Raw genomic sequence first — 24,756 nt, 5'->3', positions numbered from 1 at the left:
GGCACGACTCTAGTGCGGGGCAGATTGCGGGGATGTTTCGGGCGATCGGAGGGCGAGCGGACTCTCTCCGACGGGTCCGGGAATAACGTGGCTTCTCCGTGGTTGGATGAGGATGTACATGCAAATGCATGGATCAGGTCTCGCCAGGACGGGGCCACGGAGAGAAGGAGCGCCCGATGCAGTTCGGCATCTTCACGGTCAGCGACATCACCACCGACCCCACGACCGGCCGCACCCCGACCGAGTCCGAGAAGATCGCGGCCACCCTCGCGATCGCCCTGAAGGCGGAGGAGATCGGCCTCGACGTGTTCGCGCTCGGCGAGCACCACAACCCGCCGTTCTGGTCCTCCTCCCCCACGACGACTCTCGCCTACATCGCCGCGAAGACCGAGCGCCTCCAGCTCAGCACCGCGATGGCCCTGATCACCACGAACGACCCGGTGAAGCTGGCCGAGGACTACGCGATGCTCCAGCACCTCGCCGGCGGCCGCGTCGACCTGATGCTCGGCCGCGGCAACACCGGCCCGGTCTACCCCTGGTTCGGCAAGGACATCCGCCGCGGCATCGAGCTCACCATCGAGAACTACGACCTGCTGCACCGTCTGTGGACCGAGGAGTTCGTCGACTGGGAGGGCCAGTTCCGCACGCCGCTCCAGGGCTTCCAGTCGACCCCGCGCCCGCTCGACGGCGTCGCGCCGTTCGTCTGGCACGGCTCGATCCGCTCACCGCAGATTGCCGAGCAGGCCGCGTACTACGGCGACGGCTTCTTCGCGAACCACATCTTCTGGCCCGCCTCGCACACCGCGAAGATGGTGCAGCTCTACCGCTCGCGCTTCGAGCACTACGGCCACGGCAGCGCCGACCAGGCGATCGTCGGGCTCGGGGGCCAGATCTTCCTGGCCAAGAACTCGCAGGACGCGGTCTCGCAGTTCCGCCCCTACTTCGACAACGCCCCGGTCTACGGCCACGGCCCCTCCCTCGAGGACTTCACCGAGCAGACCCCGCTCACCGTCGGCTCGCCGCAGGAGATCATCGACCGCACCCTCGGCTTCCGCGAGTACGTCGGCGACTACCAGCGCCAGCTGTTCCTGATGGACCACGCCGGCCTGCCGCTGAAGACCGTCCTCGAGCAGATGGACATGCTCGGCGAGATCCTGCCCGCACTGCGCGCCGGCTTCGCCGAGGGCCGCCCGGCGCACGTGCCGGACGCGCCCACCCACTCCTCGCTCGTCGCCGCCCGCGCCGAGCAGCCCGTCCCCGTCAGCGCCTAGGAGGCCCCGCCCATGGACACCCGCAGGATCACCGTCCTCTCGGCCGGCCTCAGCACGCCGTCCTCCACCCGCCTGCTCGCCGACCGCCTGGCCGACGCGGCCGAGGCCTCGCTCACCGAGCAGGGCTTCACCGTCGAACGCAGCGTCGTCGAGCTGCGCGACCTCGCGCACGACGTGACGAACAACCTCCTGACCGGCTTCGCGAGCCCCGCGCTGCAGACCGCGCTCGACGCGGTGGCCGGCGCCGACGGCCTGATCGCCGTGACGCCGATCTTCACCACCAGCTACAGCGGGCTCTTCAAGTCGTTCGTCGACGTGCTGGACACCGAGGCGCTGCGCGGGCTGCCCGTGCTGCTCGCGGCGACCGGCGGCTCGCCCCGCCACTCGCTCGCGGTCGACTACGCGATGCGCCCGCTCTTCAGCTACCTGCACGCCGCTCCCCTGTCGACGACGGTCTTCGCCGCGACCGAGGACTGGGGCGGAGCGACCGAGGACGGCCGTGCGCTGCCCTCGCGGATCGAGCGGGCGGGCCGCGAGCTCGCGACCGAGGCGGCGCGCACCTCGCGCGCTCCCGCGGACCCGTGGGCGCTCGACGGCTCGTTCGAGGGGATGCTCGGCCGCCGGAGCTGAGCACCGCTTCTCTCACAGGAGCGCGGATCCGTCCAGTAGCGGCGCACGCCGATGCCCGCAGCTAGCCTCCCCTCGGAGGGCCCGCCGGTGGCCCCCGAGGGGAGGCCATGATGGCTCTGGACACGACGTCGCTGGGCAGGAGCGCCTTCGATCGGGTGACGCTGGATCGGCGTCGCTTCCTCAGCGCCCTGGGCGTCGCCGCCTCGGTCCCCGTCTTGGCCGGCTGCGGCTTCGCGCCGGCCCGCCCCGCGGCGAGCGCCGACAGCGGCACGCTGACCTTCACCACCTGGGGCACGGACGCCGAACTCGCGGGCTTCCAGCGCGCGATCGACCGGTTCCAGGAGGCGAACCCCGGCTCGACCGTCGCGCTGAACTCGGTGCCGTACGAGCAGATGTTCACCAACATCGACGCGCAGCTGCAGGCGGGCAACCCGCCGGACGTCTTCCGCGTGCCGTACTACACCTTCGGCAGCTACGCCGGTCGCGACCAGCTGCTCGACCTCACTCCGCACCTCGAGGCCGACGTGGCCGAGCGCTTCACCGACCCGGCCTGGGCCGCGGTGCAGAGCGGCGGCAGCCCGTTCGGCGTGCCGCACCACACCGACACCTCCCTGATCCTCTACAACACCGAGGCGCTCGCCACCGCAGGCATCACCGATTTCCCGGCCTCGCCGGAGGAGGCGTGGACCTGGGAGGAGTTCACCGAGGTCGGCCGGACGCTGCGCGCCTCGCTTCCCGCCGAGCGCTACCCCTTCGCCTACAACTGGCAGGGCAACGGCGTCACCCGCTGGCTGAGCCTGCTCTTCCAGGCCGACGGCCGCTTCCTCACCGAGGACCTCTCCGCTCCGGCCATCGACTCCGACGCCGGTCGCGCGGCGATCGACTTCAGCCGCAGCTTCTTCACCGACGGCCTCGTGCCGCCGAGCAGCTCGATCCAGGCGACGACCTACGCGAGCGACCTCTGGTACTCGCAGACGACCGCGATGACCTTCGGCGGCGCCTTCCTCATCCCGGACGCGGAGTCGACGCTCGACTTCGAGTGGGGCGCGACCTACTCGCCGCGGAACGTGCGCGGCGGCGGCGACTTCGGCGGCAACGCCCTCGTCGCGACCAAGGCGACCGCGAACCCCGAGCTCGCGGCGGCGTTCCTCGCCTTCGTGACCGAGGAGGAGTCGATGCGCGACTTCTGCGCCGGCGCCTCGCTCCTGCCCACCCGCCGCGACCTGACCGAGTCGGGCATCGAGTTCGAGGTGCGCCCCGAGCTCGCCGAGGTCTTCCTCGGCCAGGCGGGCACCGTGCAGGCGGAGGACGCGGCGCAGGTCGCCTCACCGGACATGGCCGCGATCATCGCGGTGCTGAAGGAGCAGCTCGAGCAGGCGTTCGTCGGCGGCCAGAGCACCGAGGACACCATCGCGAAGCTCAGCTCCGGCATCGCCACCGCCGTGCAGTGAGCGGCAGGATCCGGTGACCCGCACCCTCCCCGCGCCCGAGGAGGTGACGGCGCGACCGCGCCGCACCTCCCGGGCGCCCGCCGCCCGCGAGACCGTCGCGGCCTACGGGTTCCTCGCGCCCAACCTGCTGATGCTGGCGCTGTTCGTCTTCGTGCCGCTGGTCGGCGCGTTCCTGCTCAGCTTCCAGCGCACCAACGGCTTCGGCGACGGCGTCTTCATCGGCCTGGACAACTACGCCCGGCTGCTGAGCGACCCGCTGTTCTGGCGCTCGACCCTCAACACCGCGCTGTTCACGCTGATCGTCACGCCGCTCTCGATGGCGCTCGGCCTGGGCGCCGCGGTGCTGCTGAACTCGGTGCTGCCGGCCCGGCCCGTCTTCCGCTCGATCCTGATCCTGCCGATGGCCGTCTCGGGCGTCGCGACGGCGCTGATGGGCGTGCTGATCTTCGACGAGAACAGCGGCGTGCTCGACGGCCTGCTGCAGACGATCGGACTGCCGCGCATCGCCTGGCAGTCCGGCGGCGCGGCGGCGTTCGCCTCCGTGATCCTGGTGACGCTCTGGTGGCGGACCGGCTTCAACATGCTGATCTACCTGGCCGGGCTGCAGGGCGTGAACCCCGCGCTCTACGAGGCGGCGCGGCTGGACGGCGCGAACGGCTGGCAGCAGTTCCGGCACGTGACGGTGCCGCTGGTCGGCCCGTCGACGTTCTTCCTGCTCATCCTCAACGTCATCTACTCGTTCCAGGTCTTCGACATCGTCTTCGTCCTCACCGGCGGCGGGCCGCAGAACTCCACCTCGGTGCTGGTGACCTACGCCTACGACACCGGCTTCGTCACCCGCGATCAGGGCTACGCGGCGGCGATCGGCATCGTCCTGCTGATCCTGACGATGATCTTCACCGCCGTGCAGTGGCGCACGAACCGCTCGAGGGACCTCGTCGAATGAACCGCGTCTCCCGCTCGACGACCGCGCTCCGGCTCGTCCTCGCGATCCTCGTCTCGCTCGTCATCCTCTTCCCGCTCTACTGGATGCTCGTCGTCGCGTTCTCCTCGCGCGCCGAGCTGCTCGGCGGCACGCTGCGGCTGTGGCCGCGCGAGTTCACGCTGGCCAACTTCGAGCGCGTCTTCGACTCGTTCCCGGTCGCGACCTGGTTCGGCAACTCGCTCGCGATCAGCCTCACCACCGCGCTGATCACCGTGGCGATCAACCTGCTCGGCGGCTACGCCTTCGCGCAGCTGCGCTTCCGCGGCTCGGGGGTGCTCTTCCTGCTGGCACTGTCGACGCTGACGCTCCCCGTGCAGGTGATCATGGTGTCGCTCTTCCGGCTCGTCACCGATCTCGGCCTCTACGGCAGCTACTGGGCCGTCATCCTGCCGACCGCGGCCTCGGCGTTCGGGCTCTTCCTGGCGCGGCAGTTCATCCTCGCCATCCCGCGGGACCTGATCGAGGCGGCCCGGATCGACGGGGCCGGCCACTTCCGCGTCTTCACCCGGATCGTGCTCCCGCTCTCGAAGCCGCTGATCGCGGTGCTGTTCTTCATGTCGCTCCTCGGCTCCTGGAACGACTTCGCCTGGCCGCTGATCGCCCTCAAGGAGAACGTCCTCTTCACCCTCCCGATCGGGCTGCTCTACCTGCAGGGGCAGTTCGGCAGCGACTACGGCGGGACGATGGCCTTCGCGCTGGTGAACGTGCTGCCGATGGTCGTGCTGTTCCTGATCTTTCAGCGCTACTTCGTGCAGGGCTTCTCCCGCAGCGGACTGCGCTGAGCCCAGTCGCTCGGGGTCGGATCGACTGCTTCTATCACGGCCGTATGTCAATCCCGGCTATTGCGCTCCCCGTCGTCGCGGCACCGCGGTACCGTCTACCCAGGCGCTCGTCCGGAGCGCCGCGGGGCACGTCGCTCCAGCAGAAGGCGGGGTCGTCGTGAGCACCATCGCCGCCAATGCCGCCCAGCAGCGGGTCGCCGGTCGCTACTACCTGATCGAGCGCATCGGCTCGGGCGGGATGGGCTCGGTGTACCGCGCCCGCGACGAGACCGTGCAGCGCGAGGTGGCCGTGAAGGTCTTCCGCGCCGAGGCCTCGAACCCCGAGGACGTCGCCCGCCAGGAGCGCGAGGTGCGGATGCTCAGCTCCTTCGCGCACCCCGGGATCGTCAACCTCTTCGACGCCGGCCTGCACAACTTCGGCGGCGAGGTGCGCCGCTACGTCGTGATGGAGCTGGTCGCCGATCCGACCCTCGAGGCGCGGCTCGAGCCGGGCCCGATGGCGCCGGACGAGGTCGCCGCGATCGGCACGCAGCTGGCCGAGGCGCTCGCCTACCTGCACGAGCGCGGCGTCGTCCACCGCGATGTGAAGCCCGCGAACATCCTGGTCAGCGAGGTCGCCTCCAGCGGCTACACCCGCACCGCCAAGCTCACCGACTTCGGCGTCGCCCACTTCATGGACGGCTCGCGCCTCACCAGCGACGGCATCGTGATCGGCACCGCCAGCTTCGTCAGCCCCGAGCAGGTCGCCGGCGAGCCGATCAGCGGCGCCAGCGACGTCTTCTCGCTCGGCCTCGTGCTGCTCGAGGCGATCACGGGGCACCGCGAGTACTCCGGCACCGTCCTCGAGGCCGCGATCGCGCGCCTCAACCGCTCCCCCGTCGTCCCGGCGACGCTGCCCGCGCCCTGGCGCGCGCTGCTCACCTCGATGACCGAGCGCGACCCGGCGAAGCGGCCCACCGCCGACCAGGTCGCGCACCGCCTGCGCGCGGGCATGACCGCGTCGTCCGCCGGCGAGGCCGCCCCTGCCCCTGACGGCAGCCGCGTGCGCCTGCGCCGCGCCGTCATCATCGGCTCGAGCGTCGTCGGCGTCGGCGCCGTCGCCGCCCTCTCCTGGATGCTCGGACTCCTCGCCGGCCGCTGAGCCGACAGCCCGCTCGTCGAGCGGCCGCGCCTCCTGCAGGTCGAGTAGCCCCGCAGGGGCGTATCGAGACCCCCCGTCACCAGCAGGACGGGTCTGCTGACTCAGCGTCCTGCCGGTGGGGATCTCGATACGCCCGCTCCGCGGGCTACTCGATCAGCATGCAGGGGCTGCAGCAACAGCGGCGGACGCGCACCCCACCCGCTAGTCGAGTAGCCGCGCAGCGGCGTATCGAGACTCCGCTCCAGCACTCGCACCGGAGGGCCCTCGCTGCGTCGATCAGCGCCTGAAGGCGCGTCGAGCGCCGCCGAGCGAGCAGCGGACGACACTCCCTTGCAAGTCGACTAACGCTCATTTACCGTCTCTTCTCGTCGGGCCAGGACGGCTCGGCCACCGTACGGTGATAGTCCGATCGATGGAGATGGACCATGAAGAACAGGTACGGGGCACTTCTCGCCTCAGGAGCGGTGACCGCAGCACTCGCCCTCGGAGCGGCGCCGATCGCGTCGGCCTTCCCGATCTACGAGGACGCCGACTTCCGCGGATACGCCTACCAGGCGACATGGGTGGAGAAGGACGGTCTCGGTTCGATCAATCGAAAGGCGTCGTCGTTGAAGACGCCGAACCGGAAGACCCTCTACGAGAACCGCGGAATGGTCGGGCGTTCGATCCGTCTGCAGGGAGATGTGTCAGCCCTGTCGAGTCTCACGTCAGGCCTGAACTGGCTGGAGACCTGGAACGACCGGATCCAGAGCTACAACTAGTGGACGGTCGACGACGGCGCCCCGGCGGACGGATCCTCCGGGGCGCCCTGGGCGCCTTCGCCTCTCTGGCGGTTCTCTGCGGCTGCGCTGTCGGCGCGACGAAGCCCGACGACTCCGCGCACGCGTATCTGGACTCGGTCAGCGGGGAGATCGTCATGCCGCTGGACGAGTACGCGTTCTACGGGAGGCATGCCGACCACCAGGTCTTCAAGGCAGCTGCGCGGGCGGTGATCGTCGAGTGCGTGAAGTCGAAAGGGTTCACCACCTCTCCCGCCCGCACACAGCCCGACCCGACGACCGACCTCGATGACCGGACGTTCGGACTCTGGGAGGAGCAGCGCGCAGCGCGCTACGGCTTCGACTTCGCACCGTCGCCGATGGACATCGCGTTGGAGGACGCCCGAGCGGCCGGCGGCGTGCAGTGGTCCGCAGCGTACGACGCCTGCAATCAGGACGACGAATCGGTGGTCGACGCGATGGGTGCCGTCACTCCGCCGCAGGACGAACGCCTCAACAGTGTCGTCTCCCGCTTCGAGAGCGAAGCGCGGACGAAGGCACGCAAGGACGAGCGCTGGCATCGCGCCCGCGAGCCGTGGGAGCAGTGCCTGAAGGACGCCGGGCTCACCCCCCAGACAGGCGAGGACTACCTGACGGAGCAGTCCTACGCGCTGCTGGGGAACGAAGGAGCGGGGAGCAGCGAGGAAGGGATCCGGCTCGCCTCGATCGAGGCCCGATGCAACACCGAGAGCCGGCTGACACAGACGCTCGCCGACCTCGAAGCCGCGTACCAGCAGCCGCTGATCGACGCGAATCAAGCGGCGTTGAACGAGGAGAAGGAGCGCAAGCAGCAGCTCCTCGAGGCCGCGCGCGAGTACATCGCCGCGCATGGCTGACGGAGGGGTGCTGACAGTGAGACTGCAGTCGAGAACAACGGGGTACTGCGGCGAGGAGAGCCCGATGACAGTGGAAGGGATGCGATGACCAGCCGCGGGCAGCGCACTGGTGCTCGAGCCCTCGGCGGTGTCGTCGGCGCCCTCCTCACCGTCGCGGTTCTGAGCGGCTGCACTGCCGGTGCAGTCGAACACGACGACTCCGCGCACGCCTACCTGGACTCGGTCAGCGGGGAGATCGTCATGCCGCTGAACGAGTACGCGTTCTACGGGCGCCACGCCGACGAGCAGGTCTTCGATACGGCGGCGGAAGCCGTGGTCGGAGAGTGCATGAAGAAGAAGGGCTTCACCTATTCCGTCGCTCGCACTCCGGCCGACCCGACGACCGACCTCGACGACCGGACCTTCGGGATGTGGGACGAGAAGCGCGCGGCACGCTACGGCTTCGGCTCCGCCGACTCCCCACTGGACGTCGCGCTGGAGCAGGCACGCGCGGTCGGCGGGATGCAATGGTCCGCGGCGCGGGACGCCTGCTACGAAGACGATGACTCCGTGAGGACAGCGATGGATACCGTGAACCCGCGGCAGGACGAGTACTTGAACAGTCTCGCCTCCCGCCTGGAGAGCGAGGCGCTGACGAAGGCTCGGAAGGACGAACGCTGGCATCGCGCCCGCGAGCCCTGGGAGCAGTGTCTGAAAGACGCCGGACTCACCGCCCAGACAGGCGAGTACTACCTGACGGAGCAGTCCTACGCGCTGCTGGGGAACGAAGGAGCGGGGAGCAGCGAAGAAGGGATCCGGCTCGCCTCGATCGAGGCCCGGTGCAACACCGATACCCGACTGACGCAGACGCTCGCCGACCTCGAAGCCGCGTACCAGCAGCCGCTGATCGACGCGAACCAGGCGGCGTTGAACGAGGAGAAGGAGCGCAAGCAGCAACTCCTCGAGGCCGCGCGCGCGTACATCGCCGCGCATGGTTGACGGCGGGGGTGCAGAGCCGAGCACCATGCGGCTCCGGCGCATAGAGCACCCTTTGCGGGCGGTCGTCGCGGCCCTGGTCCTGCTCGGCTCGATCACGGCATCCTTCCTGACCGGGCTCCTGGTGCAGGTGCCGGACCACGGACCCGGAGAGCAGGCGCAGCAGTCGATCCAGGTCACCGCGCCTGTGGAGCGACGAGTCGTCGACTCCCGCACGGCGTTCGCCGGCAGCGTCGTCGCCGGGAGCGAGCAGGCGCTCAGTACGATCCCCTCGGGAGTCCCGGCCGTCGTCACCAGGCGCACCGTCGAGGTCGGCGACGTGGTCCGACCGGGGAGTCTCGTCGGCGCCGTCTCGGGACGACCCGTCTTCGCCGTGCCCGGACCGCTGGCGCTCTACCGCGATCTGCGCACCGAGGACGAGGGCGACGACGTCTCGTCCCTCCAGCGGGCGCTCCGCGGGACCGGGGCCGACGTCGAGGTGACCGGCTGGGTGGACTGGCGGACCACCGCCGCCGTGACGGAGCTCTTCGTCGACAACGGCTTCCCCGCGCCGACCACCGCCGCCCCCGATCCGGTGGAGTCGCCACCGGCCGATCCTGATCCGGCCGAGCCCATGTCCTCCTCGGCGCCTGAGGTGCGGCAGCCCCCTGTCGTCCGGCCCCCGGCTCCGCTCATCCCCCTCGCGAGCTTCGTCGCGTTGGCGACGGCCGAGGCGACCGTGACCAGCGCCCTCCCGCTCGGCGCGACGGTCACGGCTGAGGCCCCGCTGGTCCGGGTCCGCACCTCTCCGAACGTCGTCTCGTTCCGGGCCGACGCGGTGAGCGCCGCGACGCTGACCGACGGGCAGGAGGTGAGCATCCAGGCCGACACCCGGCAGCTCGCGGGCACGATCTCGGCGATCGGGGAGTTCGTCGAGGCCTCGGACGGCAAGGCGCCGGGCCGGGACGTCACGGTCGTCTCGGCCGATCCCGCCTTCGCCGGGCTCTCGCCGGGGCTGAGCGTCACCGTGCTGCCGCAGGCTCCGCACGAGGAGTCCCTCGCGGTGCCGACGGTCGCCCTCCGGCAGGACGCCGAGGGGACCTTCGTCCTCGTGCCGGCCGACGCCGAGGCAGGAGCGGAGCAGCCGGAGCCCCGGCGCGTGCCCGTCACCGTCGACTACTCGGGGAACGGCTGGACCGCGATCGCCGGCGACGTCCTCGCACCCGGGAGCGAGGTGATCCTGCAGTGACCGTCGGCACGCCTCCCGCGCCGGCCGCCCTCGAGCTGACCGGGATCACCCGGACCTTCGGCACCGACCCCGCGACCGGCATCCGGGACATCGGCATCACCGTGCAGCAGGGGGAGTTCGTCGCGATCGTCGGTCCGTCCGGCTCAGGCAAGAGCACGCTGCTGAACGTCCTCGGCCTGCTCGACACACCGATGGCGGGCAGCTACCGCGTCTTCGGGACGGAGGTCGCCTCCCTGCGCGAGCGCGAGCGCGACCGCCTCCGGTCCCGGGTCTTCGGATTCGTGTTCCAGCAGTCGTTCGTCCTCGGCGACGTCTCCGCGCTGCACAACGCGGCGCTCGGACTCCGCACGCAGCGCGTCCCGCTCGCGGAGCGCGGCACGCGGGCGCTGGACGCCCTCGCCCGGCTCGGCGTGGAGGCCAGGGCACACGCCGCCGGGCGGGTCCTCTCCGGCGGTGAGCAGCAGCGTCTCGCCCTCGCTCGCGCCATCGCCACCCGGCCGCGGATCGTCCTCGCCGACGAGCCGACCGGCAATCTCGACCGGGCCAACGGGACGGCGGTGCTCGACTACCTTCGCGATCTCCACGCCGGCGGAGTCACCGTCGTCCTGATCACCCACGACGAGACGATCGCGGCGGCCGCGGATCGCACGATCCGCATCGTCGACGGCACTGTCGACCCGTCGACGGCCCTCCCTCCCCGAGCGCCAGTGCACCGGGCCGCCGCGGAGGCGAATGCCGAGGAGGCGGAACCATCGCGCAGGAGTCCTCACCGCTGGGTCACGGCGCTCGCCGACGACCTCGGCGACGCCGTCGACGTCGTCACCACCCGGCTGGCGCGCACCCTGTTCCTGCTGCTCGCGTTCGCGCTGGGCATCGGCGGTCTGGTCGCCTCCATCGGGGTCAGCGAGAGCGCCTCCGGCAGCGTCGCGGACCGGCTGAGCGCGGCCGCCCTCGACGAGGTGCGCGTCTCGGTCCCCGGCGGCACGGATCTCCTGCGCGACGACGACCGTCGCCTCTCCGAGTGGATCGCTTCGGCGTCGTCTCTGCCGCGAGTCGCCGGAGTCGGCTCCGCCTCCGTGGCGTCGGGAGGCGCCGCCTCGATCCAGCGCCTCTCGCCGACCGAGCCGGAGAGGGGATCGCCGCTGAGGCTGATGTCCGCCTCCTCGGACTACCTGCGGCTCACAGGCGCATCGCCCGTGGGTCCGGACACCTTCGGACTCCTCGATGACCGGTCGCTGCAGGGGATCGCGATCGTCGGCCATGACGCGGCGGCGACGCTCGAGCTCCCTCCTCCAGGACCCGGCTGCCGGCTCTGGGTGAACGGCCGCACGGTCGACGTCGTCGGCGTCCTCGACGCCGAGCCTCGGCAGGCCGACCTCGCCGACTCGGTGATCGTCTCCTCCGATGTCCTGCAGGGCTCATCCGATGTCACGACGGCGCTCCTGATCCGCACCGAGCCCGGGTATCCCGCCGCCGTCGCGGAGGCGGTCCCCCTTCGGCTCGATCCCGCGAACCCCGGACGGTTCGGCGTCGAGACCGTCGCCGACCTCCGCGATCTCCGGACGGGCATCGGCAGCGACCTCGGCGCCCTGATCGCACTGATCTCCCTCATCCTGCTCGTCCTCGCCACCATCAGCGCCGCGACGACCCTGCACCTCTCCGTGCAGGCCAGGGCGCACGAGATCGCACTGCGCCGGGCCGTCGGCGCCAGCAGGACCGCGGTCGGACGCCTCTTCCTCGCCGAGGGCCTCCTCATCGGCCTGCTCGGCGGAGCGGTGGGCGTGGCCGTCGGGAGTGCCGCGACGCTCGTCATCGCCGGGCTCCAGGGCTGGACTCCGATCCTCGAGTCCTGGCTGCCGGCGGCGGGACTCGGCGTCGGACTCCTGACAGGACTCGCCGCGTCGACGATCCCCGCGTGGACAGCGAGCCGCCAGGACCCGGCGCTCGCGCTGCGCGCCCGGTGACCCATCCCGGTCGAGTGGCCGCGCAGTGGCGTATCGAGACCCGCCCAGTCCGGCACGCGAGCCCGGCGGCTCCGCTCTCGGTGACGGCGGATCTCGATACGCCCGCTCCGCGGGCTCCTCGGCGGCGTCGGTCGGCGGGGGTCAGGCCTCGCCCGGCAAGGCCTGGCGGAGGACGATGCGGGTCCACGCGCCGACGTAGACGCGGTCGCCCTCCTCGATCTCGCGGCGCTGGCCGGTGGGGATCGGGGTCTGCGGCAGCGGGGCGCCGGCCGCGGCGAGGTAGGTGCCGTTCGCGGACTGCAGGTCCTCGACCCACCAGCGGTAGCCGTCGGTGTTGAGCTGGCAGTGGCGGCGGGAGACGCCGGAGTCGGTGCCGCAGTCGATCTGCGGCGAGATGCCGCGCGAGGCGGAGGGCCGGCCGACGAGCACCGAGCGCTCGCGGAGCACGACGATCGTCGGCGGGCCGGCGGAGGGCATCGGGTCCTCGGCTCGCTGCTCGGCGTACCAGTCGGGGTCGACCCAGACCTCGGCGATCCAGGGGTCGTCCTCCTCCGGGGCCGCGGGGGCGGCGGGCGCGGCCGTCGGCGTGCTCCCGGTGACCTCGCGGATCACCTCGGTGGGCGGCGCGGCCGGCGGCGCGGTGGCGACGGGCACGTCGAAGCCGGCCTCCTCCTCCGGAACGAGCGCGGGCGGCGCACCGGGAGCGGCCGGAGCGGGCGCCTCGCCCAGGTGAGCCGCGGGATCGCCGGCCGGCGTGGCGGAGCCGCCGACCTCGCCGGGCGCGCGGACGGCCCCCGACTCGGTGAACGGGTCGGCCTCGGGCAGCGAGCCGGTGGTGAAGTCGTAGCCGCAGTTCTCACAGAACAGCGCGCCGGCCTCGTTGGGGTACGAGCAGTTCGGGCAGACGGCGGGACCGGTCGGGATCGCCGTGGTCGGGTCGGTGGCGCGGGGCGCGGGGGCGGACGGCGCGGCCGGCACGATCGGCGCACCGCAGACGTCGCAGTAGTCGCCGGACTGGGAGGTGTGCCCCTCCGGGCAGCGGTAGCTCACTTGCGCACCCGCGTGGTCTTCGTCGAGGCGGTGTCGAGCGCCATCTCGTCCAGGCGGGCGACGCCGCGCTTCAGCCGGACCGTCCCCTCGTTGGGATCGTCGATCTCGACGACCTTGCGCAGCTTCGCGGTCGCCTCGTCGTTGCCGGTGGCGGCGGCGAGCTGCACGGCGCGGCCGAGCTTCACCGTCGCGGTGGCGTCGTCACCGACGGCCTTCGCGGCGAGGCCGTCCTGGATCGCCGAGGCGAGCTCGGTCTGGCCGGTGTAGTGCGCGACCGCCGGATCGATCCGCGCCGTGAGCGCGGAGTCGTCGGTCCAGCGGGCCTTCACCAGCGCGGAGGCGACGACCTCGTCGCGCACGCTGAGCTGCACCCGGGCGGCGAGCTGCTCGGCGCCGACCGGCTTCGAGGCGACCCGGACGGCCACGTGGTACTCCCGCGACTCGTCGCCCCAGGCGCCGGTCGGGTAGGAGCCGGTCAGCGGGTTCACCGAGGTGCGGCGCGAGCTCAGGTCCTCCAGGTTCGGGGCGACCTGGCGGACGAAGAGCAGCTGGGAGCCCTGCGGGGTCCAGACGCGCAGCTCGCCGTCGGCGACACCCCGGCCCATCGACGCCTGGATCAGCTGCTCGAAGTCGGCGGCCATGTCGGCCGGGTTCGCGATGAGGCCCACGGTGCCGAGCAGCGCGCTGGCGATGGTGCGCGCCTCCTCGACGACCCAGCGGGAGCCGACGCCGCGGACGTCGCACTGGAAGACGCCGCCGGCCGCGCGGATCGCCGCGTCGAGCTGCATCCGCGACTCGTGCTCGTTCTTGCCGTCGGTGAGCAGGATCGCGTGCCGCTGCTTCGCCTCGGGGACGCTGGAGAAGAGCTGTCGGGCGAGGGCCAGCCAGGTGCCCATCGCGGTGCCGCCGTCGGCCTGGAGGTAGCCGATGGCCTCCTTCGCGGCCGCGCGGGCCCCCGGCTCCATCCGCACCATCGACACGGAGGCGTTGGGGTACGGGAAGGCGCGGTCGGCGCGCTCGGAGCCGGCGACGACGGCGAAGAAGGTGCCGTCGAGGATCTGGTCGACCGCCACGGCGGCGGCGCGCTTGGCCGCGGTCATGTTCTCGCCGGTCATCGACCCCGAGCAGTCGACGATGATGATCTCGGCGGCCGCTCCGTCGCTGCCGGCCGCGCCGGTGCCGGAGGCGGTCACCGTCACGATCGCGTGCACATCCGTCGCGCCGTCCGAGAGGAACTCGTTCTGAAAGACACTCGCGCTGAACTCCGCCATTCGGCCAGTTTATTGTGCTGCCTGGCCGCGACGGCCCTCCTCCTCGCCGGATGCGCAGCAACCGTCGGACAGTCGGCCCCTCCCCCGGCCGGCGCGGGCTTCGACTACCAGCTCGGCGGGAGCTACCCGCCGGCCGACGGCGTCGAGCTCGTCGTCCGCGATCGTGAGGCCGAGCCCGCGCCCGGCGTGTACTCGGTCTGCTACGTCAACGCCTTCCAGACGCAGCCCGGCGAGGAGGCGGAGTGGGAGTCGCGCCCCGACCTGCTGCTGCGGGACGCCGACGGGGAGCCGATCACGGATCCGGACTGGCCGGACGAGACGCTGCTCGACGTGTCGACGGAGGCCAAGCGGGACGCCCTGCTCGAGGTGGTCGGGCCGTGGTTGGAGGGCTGCGCCGAGAGCGGCTTCGACGCCGTCGAGGCCGACAACCTCGACTCCGCCACCCGCTCCGAGGGGCTGCTCACCGACGACGACACCGCGGCGTTCGCCCGCGGCCTCGTCGAGGCCGCGCACCGGGCCGGGCTCGCGATCGGGCAGAAGAACGCAGCCGAGCGCGCGGAGGAGATGCGCGGCCTCGGCTTCGACTTCGCGATCACGGAGGAGTGCGAGGTGTTCGCGGAGTGCGACGCCTACAGGGACGTCTACGGCGAGCGGGTCTACGAGGTGGAGTACACGGACGTCGACGACGCGGACGCGGTGTTCGCGCGGGCGTGCGCACGCGGCGACGGCATCGGCGTGCTGCTGCGCGACCGCGACCTGCTGACGCCGGAGGACGAGGGGTACGTCTCGGAGCGCTGCTGAGGAGGCTGTGTCGAAGGACGAGCCCGCAGACCCGTCGTGCCGGCGACGGTGGGTCTCGAGACGCCCCTGCGGGGCTACTCGACCAGCATGAGCGCGCTCAGCCGCGCGAGTCCGAGCTCCGTCAACCCCGCTCCGCGGCCTGCGTCCGCCTGACAGGCTGGGCGCCGTGCCCCCCTGGTCCCTCGCGCTGCTCAGCGGCGCCATCGGCGGAGCGACCCTCCTCGTCGGAGCGGCGCTCGCCTGGTTCGTCCGCGTCCCGCCCAAGCTGACCGCCGCGATCTCGGCGTTCGGCGCCGGGGTGCTCATCTCGGCGCTCGCCTACGAGCTGGTGCAGGAGGCGGCCGACGACGGCGGACTCCTGCCGACCGTCCTCGGCACGCTCGCCGGCGCCGTGGTCTTCGTCGGGGCGGACGCGCTGCTCACCCGCGCCGGGGCCGGGAACCGCAAGAGCGCGAAGGGCTCGGGCTCCGCCGGCGGCGGCACCGCGATCGCCGCGGGCGCCCTGATCGACGGGATCCCCGAGTCGATCGTGCTCGGCCTCTCCGTGGCACAGGGCGGTGCGGGAGCGGCGATCAGCGTGCCGATCGTGGCGGCGGTGGCGATCTCGAACCTGCCCGAGGGCCTGTCCTCGACCGTCGGCATGAAGGCCGACGGCCGTTCCGCCCGCTACGTCTTCACCGTCTGGGGTGGCATCGCCGCGCTCTCCGCGATCGCCGCGCTCGTCGGCTTCCTCGTCTTCGCGAGCGCACCGGGAGCGGTCGTGGCGTTCGTGACGACGGTCGCGGCCGGCGCGATCCTCGCGATGATCTCGAACACGATGATCCCGGAGGCGTTCGACCGGGACGACGTGCTGACGGGGCTGTACGCCGTCCTCGGGTTCATCACGGCGTTCGCGCTGCACTCCGCTTCCTAGGACGCCGCGGGGCGGCGTCTCGCGGTCGGCGGAGTGCCGCGCGCGTTCCGCAGAGCGTCTCGCGTACGCCGACGGGAGTCCGCTGGCACGCGGATTCCCGGATACGGCTTGTGCGTGGCCGGGTGGTTCGGAGGACCGCCGGCCGGTGGTCGGGGCAGAAGCATGCTGGTCGAGTAGCCGCGGAGCGGCGTCTCGAGACCCGGCGGGTCAGCCGCTGAAGGCCGTCAGGGCGTCGTCGAGGATCGCGAGGCCGCGGGCGACCTCGGCGGGGGTGACCACGGCGGGCGGGACGACGTGGATGCGGTTGTCGGCCGTGAAGGGCAGCAGGCCGCGGGACAGCAGGTCGGCCTTCAGGCGGCCGACGGCGGCGGCGGGCAGCGGCTCGCGGGTGGCGCGGTCGCTCACGAGCTCGAGCGCCCAGAAGACGCCGGAGCCGCGGACCTCGCCGATCAGGTCGTGCTTCGCCTCGAGGGCGGCCAGGCCGGGGGCGAGGTGCTCGGAGCCGATGGTCTTCGCGTTGTCGACGATGCCCTCCTCCGCCATGGCCTCGAGGGTCGCGACGACGCTCGCCGCGGCGAGCGGGTGACCGGAGTAGGTGAGCCCGCCCGGGAAGACGCGCTCGTCGAAGTGGTGAGCGATCGGGTCGTCGATGACGACGCCTCCGATCGGCACGTAGCCCGAGTTGACGCCCTTGGCGAAGGTGACCAGGTCGGGTCGGACGTCGAAGGCGTCGAAGGCGAACCACTCGCCGGTGCGGCCGAAGCCGGCCATCACCTCGTCGAGGATGAGCAGGATGCCGTAGCGGTCGGCGAGCGCCCGCACGCCGGCGAGGTAGCCGGGAGGCGGCGTCAGGATGCCGGCCGTGCCGGGGATCGTCTCGAGCAGCAGCGCCGCGATCGACTCCGGGCCCTCGGCCTGGACGACGCGCTCGAGGTGGTGCAGCGCGCGCTCGCACTCCTGCTCGGGCGTCTCCGCCCAGAACTCGGAGCGGTAGAGGTAGGGGCCGAAGGCGTGGACGTGCCCGCGGGCGTACTCGTTGGGGATGCGGCGCCAGTCGCCGGTCGAGACGATCGCGGCGCCGGTGTTGCCGTGGTACGAGCGGTAGAAGGAGACGATCTTGTCGCGACCGGTGTAGAGCCGCGCCATCCGGATCGCGTTCTCGTTGGCGTCCGCGCCGCCGTTGGTGAAGAAGACCTTCTCGAAGCCCTCGGGCGCGCGCTCGGTGATCAGGCGCGCCGCCTCGGCCCGGGTCTCGTTCGCGAAGGCCGGGCCGACGGTGGTGAGGACGGCGGCCTGCGCCTGGATCGCGGCGACGACCTTGGGGTGCTGGTAGCCGATGTTGACGTTGACGAGCTGGCTGGAGAAGTCGAGGTAGCGGGTGCCGTCGACGTCCCAGACCTCGGCGCCGAGGCCGCCGGCGATCGGCAGCGGGTTCAGCGCGCCCTGCGCGGACCAGGAGTGGAAGACCCGGGAGCGGTCGGCGGCGGTGACGGAGGCGTTGGTGCTGCCGGTGGGAGTCGTGTCCGAGGGTGTCGTGTCCGAGAGCGTCATGCCTCCATCGTGCCGCGCGGCGCCCCGTCGCGGGCGGCCCGCTTTGTCGAAGCCTCCGCCCTACGATGGACAGAACGTCGAATTCTGAGGGAGCCGCCCGTGCCCGCGACCGTCCGCGACCTGCTCGCCGAGCCGGCGTTCCGCCTCCACGTCCTCGCAGGCGTGCACGACGAGGCGGCGCTCGACGCCCCGCTGGTCTGGGCGCACTCCTCCGATCTCGTCGACCCGACGCCGTGGCTCGAATCGGGGCAGCTGCTGCTCACCGACGGCGTGCACTTCGAGCAGAGCCCGGGCACGCAGGGGGCCGACTTCTCGGAGGCGTACGTGGCGCGCCTGCGCGGCCGCGGCATCCGGGCCCTGGGCTTCGCGACGGGCATCGTGCACGACGAGGTGCCCGCGCCGCTCGTCGCGGCCTGCGCCCGGCAGGGGCTGCCGCTGCTCGAGGTCGCCGAGCTGACCCCGTTCATGGGGATCATCCGCTTCGTCGCGGACGTCATCTCGCGCGAGCAGCGCGAGCGGCTGGAGTGGTCGCTGGAGGCGCAGCGCAGGGTCGCGCGGGCGGCGCTGCGGCCCGACGGCCTCGCCGCGATCCTCTCCGAGCTCGAGCGCCAGCTCGACTGCTGGGTCGCGCTCTACGACGCGGTCGGGCAGCGGGTGCACCTGCCGACGCGGCTCGACGTGCCGGCGGGTGCGGAGCGCTCGGTCGCCGCGGCGGTGCGGCACGCGCTCGCGCGGGGCAGCCGCGCCGGGCTGCGCCTGGACGACGGCGGCGGCGTGACGCTGCAGACCCTCGGGCAGCGCGATCACCTGCGCGGCGTGCTCGCGGTCGGCACCGGCACTCCGCTCGACCCGGCCGGCAACGACCTGGTCGCGAGCGTGATCGGACTCGCGAGCATCGCGCTGGAGCAGCGGCGCGCCCTCGACACCTCGCGGCGGCAGCTGCGCTCGGGGCTGCTCGAGCTGCTGGCCGCAGGGGCCTTCGACGTCGCGGCGCGCACCGCCCGGCAGCTGTGGGGGACGCTGCCTGCCGAGCCGGTCCGGGTGAGTGTGCTGAGCGAGCCGGTGCGCGGCGACTCGCTGCTCGACGAGCTGGAGGTGTTCGCGGAGGAGAACGGGTCGCGGCTGTTCTTCGCCGAGCGCGACGGGGCGCTCGTGGTGATCACGGGCGCGGACGACCTGGAGCTGATCGCGGGCGTGCTGGAGCGGCACGGCGCGCAGGCCGGCGCGTCGGCGCCGGTCGCGTGGTCGGAGGTGGACCGGGGGCTCGTGGAGGCCCGGCGCGCGGCCGATCGGGCGACGGCGGAGCATCCGCTGCTCCGCTTCGAGGACGTGTCGGCGCGGGGGATGCGCGGCCTGCTCACCGCGGCCGGTGCGGAGCCCCTCGCCCGGCGGCTGCTCGCGCCGCTGCTCACCCCCGAGGGCGGGGTGCTGCTCGAGAGCGCCCGCGTCTGGCTCCGCTGCAACGGCGCGTGGGAGCCGGCGGCCCGCGAACTCGGCGTGCACCGGCACACGCTGCGGAACCGCGTCACCGCGATCGAGCGGGCGCTGGGCGTCGACCTGGACGACGTGGACGCGCGCACGGAGCTCTGGCTGGCGCTGTGCTTCTCGGCGCCGGTCTCCTCCTCCGTCGTCGATCGGCCGCGGTCGGCCGAGCGAGAGGGGGACGCCCCACAGAGCGACGCACGTCCGTCCACGACGAATCGCTGACACGCGATTCGCCGGTTGCGCTCGACCTTGCGATGGTCGGCGTGCGGGGGCCCCGCGAGATGCCACTTGTGAGCAGGACACGCCGTAGAAGTCGCTCCTAAGTGGCATCTCGCGGCCCGCTCAGTTCTGAGGGAAACCGAGGTTGATGCCGCCGTGCGACGGGTCGAGCCAGCGGCTCGTGATCGCCTTCTGCTGCGTGAAGAAGCGGACGCCCTCCGCGCCGTGGGCCTTGGTGTCACCGAAGAGCGACGACTTCCAGCCGCCGAACGAGAAGGTGGCGACCGGCACAGGGATCGGCACGTTGATGCCGATCATCCCGACCTCGACCTCGTTCTGGAACCGGCGAGCCGCCCCGCCGTCGTTGGTGAAGATCGCGGTGCCGTTGCCGAAGGCGCCGTTGTTGATCAGCGCGACGCCCTCCTCGTACGACTGCACGCGGACGATGGAGAGGACCGGGCCGAAGATCTCCTCGGTGTAGGCCTTCGAGGTGATCGGGACGTCGTCCAGCAGGGTCGGCCCGAGCCAGAAGCCGTTCTCGTCGCCGTCGACCTCGATGCCGCGGCCGTCGACGACGACCTTCGCGCCGTCCTCCTCCGCGATCGCGATGTAGGAGGCGACCTTGTCGCGGTGCGCCTCGGTGACCAGCGGTCCCATGTCGCAGCCGCGACGCCCGTCGCCGATCCGCAGGGTCGCGGCGCGCTCCTGGATCTTGGCGATCAGCTCGTCGGCGACCGGCTCGACGGCGACGACGACCGAGATCGCCATGCAGCGCTCGCCGGCCGAGCCGAAGCCGGCGTTGATGGCGGAGTCCGCGACCAGGTCGAGGTCCGCGTCCGGCAGCACCAGCATGTGGTTCTTCGCCCCGCCGAGCGCCTGAACGCGCTTGCCGTGGCGGGTGCCGGTCTCGTAGACGTACTGGGCGATCGGGGTGGAGCCGACGAAGGAGATCGACTTCACGTCCGGGTGCTCGAGGAGGCCGTCGACCGCGACCTTGTCGCCGTTCAGGACGGTGAAGACGCCGTCGGGGAGGCCGGCCTCCTTCCAGAGCGCACCGAGCCAGATCGCCGCCGACGGGTCCTTCTCGGACGGCTTCACGACGACGGTGTTGCCCGCGGCGATGGCGATCGGGAAGAACCACATCGGCACCATCGCGGGGAAGTTGAACGGCGAGATGATGCCGACGACGCCCAGCGGCTGCTTCGTCGAGTACACGTCGACGCCGGTGGAGACCTGCTCCGAGTACTCGCCCTTGAGGTGGTGCGCGAGCCCGGTCGCGAACTCGACGACCTCCTGGCCGCGGGTGATCTCGCCCATCGCATCGGAGAGGACCTTGCCGTGCTCGGAGGTGATGATCTCGGCGAGCTCGCCCTTCTTCGCCTCGAGCAGCTCGCGGAACTTGAACACGATCTGCTGGCGCTTGGCCAGCGAGGTGTCGCGCCAGGCGGGGAACGCGGCCTTGGCGGAGGCGACGGCCGCGTCGATCTCGGCGGCGTCGGCCAGCGCGACCTCCTTGGTCGCGACGCCGAGCGCCGGGTCGTACACGGGCGCGGTGCGGCCGGACGACGACGGCGAGGGGGCGCCGTCGATCCAGTGGCCGACGGTGGACAGCGAGGTGGCGGGCGACTCGGCGATGCTCATGGGGTCGAGGGTAGGTGGCGAGCGGGCGGACGCGAGGCGCGGATCTGTCCAGCGAAAGGGATCCCGGGTGGACGGAGCGGCACGGGTGGATCTCGATACGGCCGCGAGCGGCCTACTCGATCAGCATGCAGGCAGCCGCAGGCGGCCTACTCGTCCGCGTGGGGCGTCTGGTCCCCGCCCGGGGCGAAGCGCGCCAGGGCCGCCGTGATGTTGTCCTGGCCGCCGCGCTCGTTCGCCCAGGCGACGAGGGCCTCCGCCAGCGCGACCGGGTCGTCGCCGACGCGGGCGACCGCGTCGTGCAGGACGGCCGCGAGCTCCTCGGCGGGCGAGGCGTAGTTCCACAGGCCGTCGGAGCAGACGAGCACCCAGCCCGGCTCGTCGAGCACCGTGGAGCCCAGGGTCGGCGACTCGTCGTGCGCGTCGGCGCCCAGCCACTTGGTGATGGCGTGCGCGTCGGGCGCGGACTCGGCCTCGGCGCGGGGCACGCCCGAGGCGATCTGCTCCTGCGCCCAGGAGTCGTCGACGGTCAGCTGCCGGGCGGGGCCCGCGTCGGGGATCCAGTAGCTGCGGCTGTCGCCGACGTTGCCGGTGACCAGCAGCGCGCCGTCGAGGATCGCCGCGGTGAAGGTGCAGGAGGGCGGGTTGTCGCGCTTCTCCGGCACCGCGGCGTCGATCGCTCCGGAGGCGCGCGCGACCGCCATCTGCAGCAGCGCGCCCCAGCGCTCGGCGCCGTGCACCTCGCCGCCGACCTCGCTGCGCAGCGCACTCAGTGCGGCGCGGGCCGCGGCGAGCGAGGCGGCGTCGGAGTCGGGGGTCGAGGAGACGCCGTCGCAGACCACCAGCAGCGCGGTCCGCAGCCCGCCGTCCTCGCCGGCGGTCGCGCCGATCGCCATCGCGTCCTCGTTGGCCGCGTGGCGGATCCCGCGGTCGCAGACGCCGCCGACCAGCGGGTGCGGCGCCTCCGCCCAGTGCTCGCGCTCGGTCGGGGCGCGCTGACCGCACTGCTCGCAGTAGCCGTCGTCGGCGATCGCTCCCCCGCAGTGCAGGCAGGCGGTCGGGCCCTCGGATCCGGCGGCGGGCGGGGCGGCCGCGGCGGCCGGGACGATCAGCGTCGTCCCGCAGGCCTCGCAGAAGGCGTCGCCGGTCGAGACCGGCTCGCCGCAGTTCGGGCAGGGCGTGGACAGCGCGGCACTCACGGAACTCTCCCCGCTCACGTCGCTCGCCTCGCTCACGTCAGCGTCCAGCGGCGCACGGCGTTCGCCCGGTCGACGAGGCGCAGGCGCTCCTGCTTCTCGCGGGTGGCGGCCGCGAGCGAGCGGTAGGAGGTCTCGAGACCGTCGCGGAGGGCGGGCTCGGTGGCGTCGATCCCGCCGATGGTCGCTCCCTCGGCGGGCCCGTCGCGCTGGACCAGCTCGAGCGCCGACTCCAGCACCCCCGTCGTCAGCTCGAGCCGGGTGCGCGCGTCGATCGCGACGGTGTCGACACTGGCGAGCGCCGCGGACAGCGCCGGCAGTCCGCGCCCCGAGCCGGCCAGCAGCTCGGCCCGGCGGCGGCGGGCGTCGACGTAGGAGGAGCGGGTCGGCGTGACGATGTCGAGCGCGTCGAGCGCGCCGTCCAGATCGGCCCGGTGCTGCCGGACCCGGGCCAGGCCGAAGGCGGCGGGCGCGGTGTAGTTGGCGTCGGCGCGGGCGCAGATCACGTAGAGCGACTCCGCCACCTCGGGCTCGCCGCTCGACTCGCAGGCCGCGGCGAGCGCGAGCTTCGGCGCGAGCTCACCCGGCACCTGGCCGTAGACGGTGTTGAACGAGGCGCGGGCGCCGATGTCGTCGTGGCGAGCGAGCTGGGCCAGCCCGCTCATCCAGACCGCGCGCCACTCCCACGGGTCCTCGGTGAGGATCTCGCCGGTCGCCCGGGCGACGTCCTCCCAGCGCTCGGCCTCGATCGCCGCGCGGGCGCGGGCGAGCCGCACCTCGACGGTGACGGTCGGCGCGAGCGCGAGGGCCCTCAGCCGGACGATCGGGTCGGCGACGTTGACGCCCGCGAGCCAGGCGCGGGCCGGGTCGGACTCGTCGGTCTTGAGCCCGGGCAGCGCGTCCCAGGGCAGCGGCCGGTCGACCACGTCGGCGACGGGCGCCTCGAACAGCGCCGACTCGGTCGAGTGCAACGCGGGGTGACCCGGTCCGCGGTCGGTCGCGACGACCTCGCGCAGCACGCCGAGCAGCTGCCCGCGCATCTCGTCGACGGTGGCGAACCGGTCCTGCGGGTCGGGCGCGCAGGCCTTCGCGACCAGCCGGTAGAAGGAGTCGTACTTCTGGAAGAGCGGCGTCTCGGACACCGGCGGCAGCGACGCGACGTAGGTGGTCTGGTTGCCGCGGAAGTCGAGGACGAGCGAGGCGATCGTCCGTCCGATCGTGTAGACGTCGGAGGCGATCGACGGCCCGAGCTCGGGCACCTCGGGCGCCTGGTAGCCGACCGTGCCGTAGATCGCCGACTCCTCGTCGTCGGCCCGGCGCACGCCGCCCAGGTCGATCAGCTTGACCTGGTCGCCGACCTGGATCATGTTGTCGGGCTTGAAGTCGCAGTAGAGCAGGCCGTGGTCGTGCAGGTAGGCGAAGGCGGGCATCACCTCGAGCACGAAGGCGAGCGCCTGATCGACGGGCAGCGGGTCCGCGGAGCCGCCGTTCGCGTCGCGGCGCTCCTGGAGGATCTGCTTGAGGCTGGGCCCGCCGACGTACTCCATCACGATGTAGCCGGCGCCCTCGTGCAGGACGAAGTTGTAGATCTCGACGATCAGCGGGTGCTCGACCTCGGCGAGGTACTGCCGCTCCGTCACCGCCGCTGCGTAGGCGTCCGGGTCGCCCGAGTTGAGCAGGCCCTTGAGCACGACCCAGCGGCCGGAGACGTTGCGGTCGCGGGCGAGGTAGATCCAGCCGAGCCCGCCGTAGGCGAGGCAGCCGACGACCTCGTACTGCCCGCCGACGACGTCGCCCTTCGCGAGCTGCGGCGTGAAGCTGAACGGCGTGCGGCAGTTGGGGCAGAAGCCCTCGGTGCGGCCGGGCTTGCCGTCGCGACCGCGGCCGACCGCGGTGCCGCAGTTGGAGCAGAAGCGCTTGCGCTCGGGGAGCACCGCCTCCTTCATCAGCGCGGCCATCGGATCGGCAGCGGGGCGGGAGGGGACGGTCGTCAGCCCGGCGCCGAGCCGCGGTCCGCGCAGGCGGGTCGAGGTGGTGCCGACGCGGCGGGTGGTCTTCGAGCCGGTCTGCGCCGTGCGGGCCGAGCCGAGCGCGGCGGTCGCCAGGCGGGCGGAGGAGGTGCGGCCGCTGCGGGCGGTGGCCGCCTCCTCGGTGCTCGATCCGACGGGGGCCTGCGCGTTCGGCGCGCCCTCGGCGAAGCCGGTGCCGAAGGCGGCGGAGGCGGTGGCGGGCGCGGGGGCGCCGGGCGCGGAGCGCCGCGCGGTGGGAGCCGACACCGCGGCCGCAGGCGCCTCCGCCGGCAGCCCGCAGACGTTGCAGTAGCCGTCCTCGATCACGCCGGTGCAGCCCGGGGTGGAGGTGCAGGGGTCGCCGTTCATGAGCGGGCCTTCCGAGGGAGCGAGGGAGACGGGGCGGTGGGCAGGTCGCGGGTGACCACGTCGTACTGCTCGACCAGATGGCGGGCGAGCGGCACCGAGCAGGGCACCGCGTCGAGCGCGGCGCGCACCTCGGCCTCGGCCGCGACGCCGACGGGCGACGCGGCCCGGCCGTT

General features: G+C 72.5%; 21 protein-coding genes. 14 read left to right on the top strand and 7 right to left on the bottom strand.

Going from position 1 to position 24,756, the window contains the following annotated elements; genetic code table 11:
- Positions 1 to 176: 176 nt before the first annotated feature.
- From GTU73_RS04760 to GTU73_RS04710, 11 genes are all read left to right on the top strand, one after another.
- A complete protein-coding gene (locus tag GTU73_RS04760; RefSeq protein WP_160087443.1) occupies positions 177 to 1,271 on the top strand; it encodes an LLM class flavin-dependent oxidoreductase in 1,095 nt (364 codons plus the stop codon).
- Positions 1,272 to 1,283: 12 nt separating this feature from the next.
- Positions 1,284 to 1,901: an FMN reductase gene (locus GTU73_RS04755; RefSeq protein ID WP_160087441.1), complete on the top strand. Its 618-nt coding sequence runs from the start codon at positions 1,284 to 1,286 to the stop codon at positions 1,899 to 1,901.
- Positions 1,902 to 2,008: 107 nt separating this feature from the next.
- Positions 2,009 to 3,352 (top strand): sugar ABC transporter substrate-binding protein, encoded by a 1,344-nt coding sequence (locus GTU73_RS04750; protein ID WP_244231775.1) that lies wholly within the window; start codon positions 2,009 to 2,011, stop codon positions 3,350 to 3,352.
- Between the two features lie 13 nt (positions 3,353 to 3,365).
- Positions 3,366 to 4,298 carry a sugar ABC transporter permease gene (locus GTU73_RS04745; protein ID WP_244231774.1) on the top strand — a complete coding sequence of 311 codons (933 nt, stop codon included), beginning with the start codon at positions 3,366 to 3,368 and terminating at the stop codon, positions 4,296 to 4,298.
- Positions 4,295 to 5,119 carry a carbohydrate ABC transporter permease gene (locus tag GTU73_RS04740; protein WP_160087439.1) on the top strand — a complete coding sequence of 275 codons (825 nt, stop codon included), beginning with the start codon at positions 4,295 to 4,297 and terminating at the stop codon, positions 5,117 to 5,119. The genes GTU73_RS04745 and GTU73_RS04740 overlap by 4 nt, the downstream gene beginning before the upstream one ends.
- A gap of 157 nt (positions 5,120 to 5,276) precedes the next feature.
- Entirely contained in the window at positions 5,277 to 6,260 is a 984-nt protein-coding gene (locus tag GTU73_RS04735; RefSeq protein ID WP_160087437.1) for a serine/threonine-protein kinase, read from the top strand.
- 464 nt (positions 6,261 to 6,724) lie between these two features.
- A complete protein-coding gene (locus tag GTU73_RS04730; RefSeq protein WP_160087435.1) occupies positions 6,725 to 7,021 on the top strand; it encodes a hypothetical protein in 297 nt (98 codons plus the stop codon).
- A gap of 155 nt (positions 7,022 to 7,176) precedes the next feature.
- Positions 7,177 to 7,914: a hypothetical protein gene (locus GTU73_RS04725; RefSeq protein WP_160087433.1), complete on the top strand. Its 738-nt coding sequence runs from the start codon at positions 7,177 to 7,179 to the stop codon at positions 7,912 to 7,914.
- Between the two features lie 84 nt (positions 7,915 to 7,998).
- Positions 7,999 to 8,892: a hypothetical protein gene (locus tag GTU73_RS04720; protein ID WP_160087431.1), complete on the top strand. Its 894-nt coding sequence runs from the start codon at positions 7,999 to 8,001 to the stop codon at positions 8,890 to 8,892.
- A gap of 52 nt (positions 8,893 to 8,944) precedes the next feature.
- Positions 8,945 to 10,117 (top strand): hypothetical protein, encoded by a 1,173-nt coding sequence (locus GTU73_RS04715; protein WP_160087429.1) that lies wholly within the window; start codon positions 8,945 to 8,947, stop codon positions 10,115 to 10,117.
- A complete protein-coding gene (locus GTU73_RS04710) occupies positions 10,114 to 12,081 on the top strand; it encodes an ATP-binding cassette domain-containing protein (protein ID WP_160087427.1) in 1,968 nt (655 codons plus the stop codon). The genes GTU73_RS04715 and GTU73_RS04710 overlap by 4 nt, the downstream gene beginning before the upstream one ends.
- Before the next feature lie 141 nt (positions 12,082 to 12,222).
- Here the strand turns inward: GTU73_RS04710 and GTU73_RS04705 are convergent, their stop codons facing one another.
- Together GTU73_RS04705 and GTU73_RS04700 are read right to left on the bottom strand one after the other, a co-directional pair.
- Positions 12,223 to 13,131: an FHA domain-containing protein gene (locus GTU73_RS04705; RefSeq protein WP_160087425.1), complete on the bottom strand. Its 909-nt coding sequence runs from the start codon at positions 13,129 to 13,131 to the stop codon at positions 12,223 to 12,225.
- Positions 13,128 to 14,402 carry a VWA domain-containing protein gene (locus GTU73_RS04700; protein ID WP_160087423.1) on the bottom strand — a complete coding sequence of 425 codons (1,275 nt, stop codon included), beginning with the start codon at positions 14,400 to 14,402 and terminating at the stop codon, positions 13,128 to 13,130. The genes GTU73_RS04705 and GTU73_RS04700 overlap by 4 nt, the downstream gene beginning before the upstream one ends.
- A 12-nt stretch (positions 14,403 to 14,414) precedes the next feature.
- On the opposite strand from GTU73_RS04700, the gene GTU73_RS04695 reads away from it, so the two are divergent.
- A complete protein-coding gene (locus GTU73_RS04695; RefSeq protein ID WP_208543739.1) occupies positions 14,415 to 15,203 on the top strand; it encodes an endo alpha-1,4 polygalactosaminidase in 789 nt (262 codons plus the stop codon).
- A gap of 166 nt (positions 15,204 to 15,369) precedes the next feature.
- Positions 15,370 to 16,116: a ZIP family zinc transporter gene (locus GTU73_RS04690; protein ID WP_160087421.1), complete on the top strand. Its 747-nt coding sequence runs from the start codon at positions 15,370 to 15,372 to the stop codon at positions 16,114 to 16,116.
- A gap of 207 nt (positions 16,117 to 16,323) precedes the next feature.
- On the opposite strand, the gene GTU73_RS04685 is transcribed toward GTU73_RS04690, so the two are convergent.
- The gene (locus GTU73_RS04685; protein ID WP_160087419.1) at positions 16,324 to 17,667 is read right to left on the bottom strand and encodes an aspartate aminotransferase family protein; all 1,344 of its coding nucleotides are present in this window, start codon (positions 17,665 to 17,667) and stop codon (positions 16,324 to 16,326) included.
- Positions 17,668 to 17,766: 99 nt separating this feature from the next.
- Here GTU73_RS04685 and GTU73_RS04680 point away from each other — a divergent pair, with 99 nt between their 5' ends.
- Positions 17,767 to 19,374: a PucR family transcriptional regulator gene (locus GTU73_RS04680; RefSeq protein WP_160087417.1), complete on the top strand. Its 1,608-nt coding sequence runs from the start codon at positions 17,767 to 17,769 to the stop codon at positions 19,372 to 19,374.
- A 120-nt stretch (positions 19,375 to 19,494) separates the two neighbouring features.
- Here the strand turns inward: GTU73_RS04680 and GTU73_RS04675 are convergent, their stop codons facing one another.
- From GTU73_RS04675 to GTU73_RS19460, 4 genes are all read right to left on the bottom strand, one after another.
- On the bottom strand, positions 19,495 to 21,012 hold the full coding sequence (locus tag GTU73_RS04675) for a CoA-acylating methylmalonate-semialdehyde dehydrogenase (RefSeq protein ID WP_160087415.1): 1,518 nt from the start codon (positions 21,010 to 21,012) through the stop codon (positions 19,495 to 19,497).
- 146 nt (positions 21,013 to 21,158) lie between these two features.
- Positions 21,159 to 22,208 (bottom strand): PP2C family serine/threonine-protein phosphatase, encoded by a 1,050-nt coding sequence (locus GTU73_RS04670; RefSeq protein ID WP_244231773.1) that lies wholly within the window; start codon positions 22,206 to 22,208, stop codon positions 21,159 to 21,161.
- Positions 22,209 to 22,240: 32 nt separating this feature from the next.
- Positions 22,241 to 24,583 (bottom strand): serine/threonine-protein kinase, encoded by a 2,343-nt coding sequence (locus GTU73_RS04665; RefSeq protein WP_160087403.1) that lies wholly within the window; start codon positions 24,581 to 24,583, stop codon positions 22,241 to 22,243.
- On the bottom strand, positions 24,580 to 24,711 hold the full coding sequence (locus GTU73_RS19460; RefSeq protein ID WP_279630804.1) for a hypothetical protein: 132 nt from the start codon (positions 24,709 to 24,711) through the stop codon (positions 24,580 to 24,582). The genes GTU73_RS04665 and GTU73_RS19460 overlap by 4 nt, the downstream gene beginning before the upstream one ends.
- Positions 24,712 to 24,756 lie beyond the last annotated feature (45 nt).

This window comes from Rathayibacter sp. VKM Ac-2804, from assembly GCF_009866655.1.
In the GTDB taxonomy this organism is placed as follows: Bacteria; Actinomycetota; Actinomycetes; order Actinomycetales; family Microbacteriaceae; genus Rathayibacter.
This window is presented reverse-complemented; position numbering and strand designations above follow the sequence as displayed.